The sequence below is a fragment of the Corynebacterium sp. KPL2830 genome (assembly GCF_040225635.1).
Lineage (GTDB): Bacteria > Actinomycetota > Actinomycetes > Mycobacteriales > Mycobacteriaceae > Corynebacterium.
Map to the genome: position 1 here is coordinate 1 of NZ_JBEHFR010000046.1, position 9049 is coordinate 9049.

Annotated in this window: 8 protein-coding genes and 1 tRNA gene; 4 read left to right on the forward strand and 5 right to left on the reverse strand. The window is 57.8% G+C overall.

Features of this window, described 5'->3' with window-relative positions; genetic code table 11:
* Positions 1-153: 153 nt before the first annotated feature.
* From ABRP87_RS10800 to ABRP87_RS10810, 3 genes are all read right to left on the reverse strand, one after another.
* Positions 154-226, reverse strand: a tRNA-Ala gene (locus ABRP87_RS10800).
* Positions 227-302: 76 nt separating this feature from the next.
* Entirely contained in the window at positions 303-1028 is a 726-nt protein-coding gene (locus ABRP87_RS10805) for a DsbA family protein (RefSeq protein ID WP_239270139.1), read from the reverse strand.
* Positions 1029-1081: 53 nt separating this feature from the next.
* Positions 1082-1528: a MauE/DoxX family redox-associated membrane protein gene (locus ABRP87_RS10810; protein WP_349868774.1), complete on the reverse strand. Its 447-nt coding sequence runs from the start codon at positions 1526-1528 to the stop codon at positions 1082-1084.
* Positions 1529-1613: 85 nt separating this feature from the next.
* Between ABRP87_RS10810 and ABRP87_RS10815 the strand changes: the two genes are divergently transcribed.
* From ABRP87_RS10815 to ABRP87_RS10830, 4 genes are all read left to right on the forward strand, one after another.
* A complete protein-coding gene (locus tag ABRP87_RS10815) occupies positions 1614-1916 on the forward strand; it encodes a fluoride efflux transporter family protein (protein ID WP_239270137.1) in 303 nt (100 codons plus the stop codon).
* A complete protein-coding gene (locus tag ABRP87_RS10820) occupies positions 1913-2272 on the forward strand; it encodes a fluoride efflux transporter FluC (RefSeq protein WP_239270136.1) in 360 nt (119 codons plus the stop codon). Before ABRP87_RS10815 ends, ABRP87_RS10820 begins: the two co-directional genes overlap by 4 nt.
* A 62-nt stretch (positions 2273-2334) precedes the next feature.
* The gene (locus ABRP87_RS10825; RefSeq protein ID WP_239270135.1) at positions 2335-3534 is read left to right on the forward strand and encodes an alpha/beta hydrolase; all 1200 of its coding nucleotides are present in this window, start codon (positions 2335-2337) and stop codon (positions 3532-3534) included.
* Complete coding sequence (locus tag ABRP87_RS10830) at positions 3521-5653, forward strand: bifunctional lysylphosphatidylglycerol flippase/synthetase MprF (RefSeq protein WP_349868776.1); 2133 nt, start codon at positions 3521-3523, stop codon at positions 5651-5653. Before ABRP87_RS10825 ends, ABRP87_RS10830 begins: the two co-directional genes overlap by 14 nt.
* Here ABRP87_RS10830 and ABRP87_RS10835 read toward each other — a convergent pair.
* Positions 5650-8193, reverse strand: coding sequence for an ABC transporter permease (locus ABRP87_RS10835; RefSeq protein WP_349868778.1), 2544 nt, complete (start codon positions 8191-8193; stop codon positions 5650-5652). The two genes, ABRP87_RS10830 and ABRP87_RS10835, sit on opposite strands and share 4 nt — an antisense overlap.
* Entirely contained in the window at positions 8194-8922 is a 729-nt protein-coding gene (locus ABRP87_RS10840; protein WP_239270132.1) for an ABC transporter ATP-binding protein, read from the reverse strand.
* Between the last annotated feature and the right edge of the window lie 127 nt (positions 8923-9049).

Below are 9049 nucleotides of genomic sequence, written 5' to 3' on the forward strand. Positions count from 1 at the left end.
AACCCCTACCCCCACCAACACAAAATGTCGTTTAACTCGACACGCCGAAAAACAACACGTTTTGTCGTTTAACCCCGCACTGTAACCAGACACATTTTCACATGAAAAATCCCGAGACACCGTTCTTACACGATGCCTCGGGACACTATATTGTGGAGCTAACGGGATTCGAACCCGTGACCCCCACACTGCCAGTGTGGTGCGCTACCAGCTGCGCCATAGCCCCATATACGAGGTGCAACCCTGTGGGCCGCAACTCGTATGAATATACATGGCGAGTATTTAACTCACCAAATCGCCTGCTACTTGGTGGCGACGTCTACCCAGTCATTCAAAGACTGACCAGAATCCTTATCCGGAATATCCTTGCCGTTTTGGACAACGCGCGGCGAGGAAACGGAGTCGGTTTCCTTTTTCAGCTTGTCTGAGTTTGCCTTGCCAACCTTATTACCTTGCTCGATATCCACGTTCTTGATGGAATCAACCACGGCATCCTCGGCGCCGAGCTCCTTCGCTTGGTCAGCGATGTCTTCGATTTCCCACTGGCTGGCAACGCTCTGCTGGTTTTGCATCATGTAGTCGCGCAAATTCCAGTAGGTCTTCACATCGCCGGACTTAGCTAGTTCCGACAAGGCTGCCGCAGCCTTAGTGGAGTAGCCATCATTGTTTTCATCACGCACCTTGTCCAAGAAATTCAGTGTGCGCACGTGGACGACCAGCTTGCCATCCTCAATCGCCTGCTTCATCTCCTCATCGGTGCTTTCCGCCAACTCCGCGCAGTGGGGGCAGGAGAAGTCTTCGTAGAGGTCTACTTCTGGAGTATCGTCATTGGCCGCATCGGACTTCAGGGTAATCGCGTTGTCCTTATAGTCCATGGACATATTGACGTCTTGCACCTCGATTTCATTGGCTTGCTTGCCATTCCACACGATGTAGCCAATGACCACGGCGATAATAACGAGGAGGACGCCGACGCCCCAGATGAAACCATTGCCAGACTTGGCATTTGGGTCACTTACTTTGCTCATTTAAACCTTGCCTGTAGATACTTTCGGACTCTTGCAACCTACTGTGCCCACCACTACGGGTGGAGCGCAAATTTCGTGAACGGGCGTTTGATGGTCCATGCGGTAGGGGCGAGGAAGGCGGCATCGCGAAGCAGCGTCAGCCCGTAGTTCATGCCGGGCTCCGCAGCAGCATCACCAGCACCAAAGCACCCGCAATCGATGTCCAGCCCACGCAGCCATGCCTGGAGAATGCCGACCATGAAAAGCACCATGACCACGGCCGCAACTTTGGAGGACTCGCGGAGGAAAATCCCCAGCAGAAGGAGCATTCCGCCCACCAGCTCTAGCGGGCCAATGAGCTGGGCCAAATACCCAGACCATTCGGGCGTGAAAATCTCATAGGCCTTGATGGATTGCATGGTATCCAGCGGGTGCGCCATCTTCTCTACGCCGGCGATGATCCACACCGCGGCCATGCCAAAGCGAGCAATGAAGCTCACCACATCAAACGTCTTATCCACGCCGATTAGTTTAGCGTTTAACCTCCTTTTTTCAGATACAATGCCCTGTGCTTTTCCTGAGACTTCGCCCACTATGATGGGCCCCATGCCGCACTTCCTCATCGCCGGGTCCGGTGCCGCGCTCGGCGCCGGTGCCCGCTATCTCTTAACCATCGCGCTCGGCGGCGGGCTGATCCCGCTGCTTATCCTCAACATCGTCGGCAGCGCGCTGATGGGATATACCCGCCCAGGGCCTTTCTGGGGCACCGGATTCTTGGGCGGTTTTACCAGCTTTGCTGGCTTTGCTTTCTTCACCGCAGATTCCCACTGGAGCATCGCCCTGGCCTATGTCGCGGCCACGCTCGTGGGCTGCACCGCCGCCTACCTCGCTGGGGATAAGCTGCGATGAACCTGCTCTTCGTCCTTATCGGCGGTTTTCTCGGCGGCGCGGCGCGCTACGGTTTTACCCGCCTGCTGCCCTCGCCGTATTGCACCTTCGTATCCAATATCCTGGGCTCCTTGGTTTTTGGCTTGGCGGTGGGCTTTTCGCAGCTTGCCGATGCCCCCTTCACCCATCCCCTCTTCGCCCTCGGCCTCGCCGGTGGACTTTCCACCTGGTCCACCATGGCGAAAGAGCTAGGGGAAATGGTCAAACAGCGGCAATGGTGGCCCCTATGCAAATACCTCTTTTGGACCATCGGGATCGGAGTGGTTTTAGCCTGGCGCGGGGTGATGTGGGCTGGACTTATCTATCACGGGATCTAGGTACGCAATTCCCAGCTCGCTCCTAGCTAGATTGGACCAGCGCAGGCCTACGATTTCTCTGTGTGAACTTCTTTATGAACCTGCCATTGGCCGAGCCCGTCAACGGCGTCATATTCCTCCTCATCCTCGCGGTAGCGGCGATCGTTGTTATCACCCAAAAGAAAATCTGGCCGATACTTTTCGCCCTAGTCCTCTGCGCCATTGCGTGGTTCTTCCTCCGGCGCTGGGAAGTACCCTGGCACATCTATCTAGCCGCGGTGGTTCCCCTGGCCGCACTCCTCCGCAGGCCCAAGGTGATCACGGTCGTGGTGGGAATCTTTTCCCTCTTGGCCACCGTCGGGCTAGTCAATATGGAATATCAAACCTATCCAGACGTCGGCTCCCTCGACCCGCGCCCTGTGGCGAAGGAAATGGACTATGACGAGTTCACCACCACCCATTCCGGCGCCGCCCTCGTCCACGTCGATCTGCCCGGCGCAACGTCCCACTTCTCCGCGCGCACCGCCACCGCGTATATCCCGCCCGCATACTGGACGAATCACAACCTCCCAGTTCTGGTCCTTCTCCACGGCAACCCCGGCGGACCGGATCAATGGTTTGGTTCGGGCGAAGCGGACGAAACCGCCGATCAATTCCAAGCGGCCAATGGCGGGCGCAGCCCCATCGTCATCGCCGTCGATGCCACCGGTTCCGAGACCGCGAACCCCATCTGCGCCGATAGCGATGTCGCCCAAGTCATGACCTACCTCACCCGCGATGTTTCCAAAGATATAAAGTCAAAGTTCCAAGTCAACAACGATCAGCACACCTGGACCATCGGCGGGCTAAGTTACGGCGGCACCTGCGCGCTGCAAATAGCTACCACCCATCCGAATGCCTACGGCTCCGTTATTGATATCTCCGGCGAGGCCGAGCCGACCATTGGCAGCCATTCCGCCACCGTTAATAAGTTTTTCCACGGCGATGAATCCGCCTATAACAACCAAGACCCCGCCTACCTCTTGGAGCGCAACCGCTACGACAACCTTCAGGCCATCTTCATCGCCGGTGATGACGATGCCGCATCCGTCAACGCCCTGCGCTCGCTATCAGATAAAGCTCGGGCAGCCGGAATGAAAACCTATTACGGCACGCGGCCGGGTGGGCACTCCTTCCAGGTCTGGCGCCCCGCGCTACGCGAATCCTTTGCTTGGGCCGCTGCCCGCGGCGGCATCAAGGTAGAAACAGATCCGTTCGATGGGATTAACAATGTCCATTCTTAAAAAGCTTCCCGTTTCCATCGCTCTGCTGGCCATCATGTGGTCGCTACACCTCGTCGATTTTCCCCTCAAACCGTGGCTTGCGCTCACCACCGCTCACCCGGGTGCTTCCATCATCATTACCTTGCTCATCGCCACCTGGCTCGCCCCGGCCGAGTGGCTCCTCGGTTCCACCTATACCCTCACCACCGGGCTGGCGGCGACGGCGATTGGAGTGCCGATAACGCTGGGCATCGCCAAGCACTGGCCCAATAGCACCGACTTCCTCAGTCCGATTGGATTCATCGTAGGCGCGGCCGGGTTCGCCTCCGCGTTCATGCCTCGCCTGTGGCGCCGCCGCCTCCGAATTTCCATTCTTTCCCTGACCGCCACGTACGTGCTGTACGCGGGCGCGCTTTCCGATGTCCTCGGTATCACCACCGCCGCCCTATCCATCGCCGCCGGCCAGCTGCTCGCCAAACCCGCGCCCGGTACGCCGACCGTGCGCGAACAGCGCGTGCTCATCGCCGTCTGCGTCGCCTGCGTTGCGATAGGCCCCGCCTTCATCGCTCTGGATCCGTTGGCGCAAGGCCCATTTTCCGATGTCACGCGCCTGCTCTGGCAAGATAGCCGCGGGATCGGGCCCGTGATAGCCAACCTGTTACCGCTCATCTTGCAGCTCGTCTTTTGCTTCGGCCTCGTGCGCGGGCGCATCACCGCCTGGAGGCTCGCGGTCTTATCGCAGGTAGCGGCCCTTGCCCTGCTTGCCTATAGGCTTTCTTTCCTCCCCGAGCTCATCCCTGTCACGCTGCCTTGGCTTAGCGTGCTCGCAATCCTGCTCATTAACCGGCGGCTGTTTCCCACCCACGAAAACCGCGCCTATCTCCTGCGCACCGCTCTGTTAAGCGCTGGCATCGCCGCATGCGGTTCGGTGCTCTGGATTCTCATCGCGCAGCTGCACGCCCCGCTGCCGAACGTGCTCGCTGAAACCCCGTTGCGCTTCCTGCCCACCGTGGTGGCCCTGATACTTCCCCACCACGTAATCCCCACGTCTTCCCTCGCCTGGTTCCTTTACGAGTGGATAGGAAACGCCTTTTGGATCTTCGTGGCCTTCCGCCTCTATCGCGGTTTCTCCCGGCCCACCGATCCAACGAATGAGGCAGATCTCCGCACCGCGCGCCGGCTTGAATCCGGCACCGGCGACCACCTTTCCTTTATGACGCTGTGGAAATCCAATCGCTACTTTTTCCACGGCGATTCCTTTGTGGCTTACCGCGTCTCCAACGGTGTCGCCCTCACCCTAGGCACGCCCGTGGGCAGCGATATCAGCACCGAATTCGCAGCCTTCGCCGCCCACCAAGGCTGGGCCGTGGCCTGGTATTCCGTCAACGCGGACTTCGCCGCCGCCCACCCGGAGCTCAAGCGCGTCCACGTTGCCGAAGAGGCCGTCTTGCCCTGCCGCACAGAGTTCAAGGGAAAGAAATTCCAGAACGTGCGCACCGCCCGCAATAAAGCAACCAAGGAAGGAATTCGCACCCGCTGGACCAGTTGGGCTGAACTCGACCTGACCACCATCGCCAAGATCACCGCGCTCAGCGAGGAATGGGTAGCAGAAAAGGCGCTGCCCGAAATGGGATTTACCCTCGGCGGGCTAGAAGAAATGAAAGTCCCCGGCACTCGCCTGCTGCTTGCCGAAGCCCAGGACGGCACCCTCCACGGCGTCACCAGCTGGATGCCCGTCTTCGAAAACGGCTCCATCGCGGGCTATACCCTCGACGTCATGCGCCGCAACGAGCACGGCTTCAAGGGAGTTATGGAACTGCTCATCTCAGAAGCCTTGCTCATCGCAAACGCCGAGGGCTGTGCCTGGATCTCCTTATCCGGCGCCCCTCTGGCCGGGCAAGCACCGTCGCCCTCCTGGCTCGACAATCTCTTGCAGCGCCTAGGCAATGAGGTCGAGCCCTTCTACGGATTCCACAGCCTGGCGGCAAGCAAAAAGAAGTTCCAGCCCGAAGAGCACCCATGGTTCCTGTGCTACGACGACGAGCTGAAACTTCCTAATATCGGTCTAGCGACGATGCACGCCTACCTTCCAGACCTCAAGACCACGGATGCGGTCAAGGCCTGGATATCCAGGCATTAATCCGCAATCGCCTCCAGCGGCGGCGTCTTTGCCGCGCGTTGCGATGGCCATACCGCTGCAATGATGCCCACAACTGCGGATCCCAGCAGCATGGTTACCAACATGCCCCACGGAACCTCGGCGCCGCCAAGGCCCTGATCATTCAAGATCTCAATGAAGGACCAGCCCAAGCCGAGGCCAATGAGAATTCCCATGATCGCACCAAAGAGCGAAATCTGGACCGACTCCAGTGTGATCATCCTGCGGATTTGGCGGCGCTGCGTACCCACCGCACGCAACATGCCAATCTCCTGGCGGCGTTCGATAACACCCAAGGTCAAGGTATTGACAATACCCAGTACCGCGATGATCACGGCTAGTGCGAGAAGACCGTAGAGAATGGCCAGCATCTGGTCGATGAAGCCAGCGGCCTGACCCGCGTATTCCTTACCGGTATTGACCTGCACCACCACGAGATCCTTGACGGCATCCTCGAGGTTATTGCGCAGCTCTTCCTTGTCATAGCCTTCTTGACCTAAGACGCCCACCATCTGCACGGAGAATTCACCGTCAGCGGCGACCTGTTCTGCCACGTCCTGCGAAACCACCATATTTTGAATGGTCTCGATGGGTTCAAAGGTACCGACCAGTTTCGCTTCCGCAGTCTTGCCCGGCTCGCTCCCGGTGACCTCGTAGGTCTCTCCTACCTTCCAGCCATTTTCTTTGGCGAAGTCTTCCGTGGCGGCAAAGCCACCTTCAATATTGGCATCGCCTTCCACCATGTTCATCGCCAGCATCGAGGTAGGGTCAGCATCCACCGTCACGGTGAACAACCCGCCGCTACCAAAGTCCAAGGAGGCCTGACCGTCCACGGCAACCGGCGCCGAGCCGACGGTAATGACCTTATCCACACCGTCTGCCTCTGCGGCACGCGCACCGGTTTCCTTCGGCGTCGGGAAGTTTCCGGAGCTTGGTCCGGACAAAATATAGTCCGACGTAATAGTTTGGTCCACCGTATCCGAGATGGAAGCCTTCATTGTCTGTCCCAGCATGCCGATGCTCGTGACCAATGCCACGCCCAAGGTCAGGGCAAAGGCCGTGGCGGCGGTGCGGCGCGGGTTACGCCGCGAGTTGGTAGCAGCCAGCTTGCCGATGGACCCGAATGGTGCACCGATAGCCCTGCCCAGCGTTGGCACCAACGGCAAAGAGAGTGCGGGCCCGGCCAGGAAGAAACCAATAATCACTCCGACGGCGCCGAGGCCAACGAGAATGGCGCGGACGTTCGTTTCGGCATCGCTAAGCACGCCTGCAAACGCCGCGATAATGCCGCCAATCATGATGATGGCACCGAAGATCGTGCGCACCTTTAACGAAGAGCCGGAGGCCGACTCCGTCGTGCGCATCGCCTCAACCGGTTCCACAGCACCTGCGCGCCGCGCCGGAGCCCACGCGGAGACCACGGTGACAATCGTGCCCAAAATAATGGGGACCACCACCGCCGACACGCTCAAGCCCAAGCCACCGCCGATGTCCATCCCATTGGCGCCCATAACCGCCTTGATAACGGCGACCAATCCCACGCCGGCAAGAACGCCGACGATGGAGCCCAGCACACCAACGATAACGGATTCCACCACAACGGAATTGGTGATCTGGCGACGCGAAGCGCCCAAAGCGCGCAGCAGAGCAAACTCCTTGATGCGCTGGGCCACAATCATGGAGAACGTATTGGCAATAATAAAGGTGCCCACCAACAAGGCAATCAGACCAAAGGCAACGAGGAAGTAGTTCACAAACTTCAATGCCTCAGTCATTGCTTCACTGGTTTGCTCTGCCAGGCGCTCACCGGATTCGACTTTGATGTCGAACTTGTTATTGAGGTCATCGACAAGCGCATTCGCATCCACGCCATCAGCAGCAGAGACCTTCAGCTGGGAGGGATCACCAAAGCGTTCTAGGTAATTCGCCTCGTCCATGCGCAGCTCGATGCTATCGCCCTGCTCCACCGGCGGTTCCACGATACCCGCGACCTTAACCTCGTCCTGGCTATCCGGATGAACCACCACAAGCTTCTGTCCAACGGAAATATCGTATTTCTCCGCAGCAGAGGAATTGATCGTTACCTCATCTAAGGCTTGCGGCTCATCGCCTTCAATGAGCTCACTAGCGCCGCCGACGGTTTTATCCGCAGGATAATACGGCACGAGGCTCGCAGTACCGCTCTGGGTTTGGAAGGCCTCCGAGTTTTCATCGGCAACAACCACCGTCTGCGAGTCAGCGACGTTGATGTTTTTAACCTCGGGATCATCAAGCAGCTGTTGGCGCAGCACTTCATCCAGCTTCTGGTCACTATCATCATTTTCGCTGACCACTGCGTCTACACCGCGGAATTGGTTATCCACCGCGGAATCAAAAGTGGCCTTTAATGAGTTAGTGAACATGAAAGAGCCAGCAATAAAGGCGGTGCCTAAAACCACCGCCAAAATTGTCAGCCCAAGGCGCAACTTATGCGCCAAAATATTGCGCACGGATACCCTGCGCATTGCGTTTCCGCGTGCCATTTAACCCTCAATCTCTGCCATTACATTGTGAATGGCCTCCATCGTTGGATCCTGCAGTTCGTTAACGAGCTTGCCATCAGCAAGGAAAACAACGCGATCGGCATAAGACGCCGCTTTAGCATCATGCGTCACAATAACCACAGTCTGGTCATCCTGGTCCACTGCAGTCCGCAGAATATCCAGCACCTCAGCTGAGGAATTGGAGTCCAAGTTACCCGTAGGCTCATCTCCAAAAATAATCTCCGGCCGCGACACTAAGGCGCGAGCACAGGCCACACGCTGCTGCTGACCACCAGACAATTCCGCCGGACGGTGCTCCAACCGCTCCGCCAGCCCCAGGCGACGCGTGACTTCCTCGAACCATTGCTTGTCGACGTCCTTACCCGCAATGTCAGTCGGCAGCGTAATGTTTTCCGCCGCCGTCAAGGTAGGGACCAAGTTGAAAGACTGGAAAATAAATCCCAGGCGATCACGACGCAGCGCCGTAATGTCTTTGTCATTGAGGTGGGACATATCGGTATCTCCGATAAACGCCGACCCAGAAGTAGCAGAGTCTAATCCTGCCATCGTGTGCATCAACGTAGATTTGCCCGAACCCGAGGGGCCCATAATGGCCGTGAATTGGTTCTGTCCAAACTCAATAGAAACGTGATCAAGGGCGATAACAGCCGTGTCATCGCTTCCGTATTGCTTAAACAAGTCAACGGCGCGTGCCGCGGCATCAGTCATAAAGCGTGTTCTCCTTGTAAATGGGAAATTACCTCTCTATATAGTAACCCGTGGGGTTGCCCGCAAATCGTGGACACGTAGTTAAGCTGCTTAGGGGTTAAGCAGCGGCCTTCTTATTACCATTTTG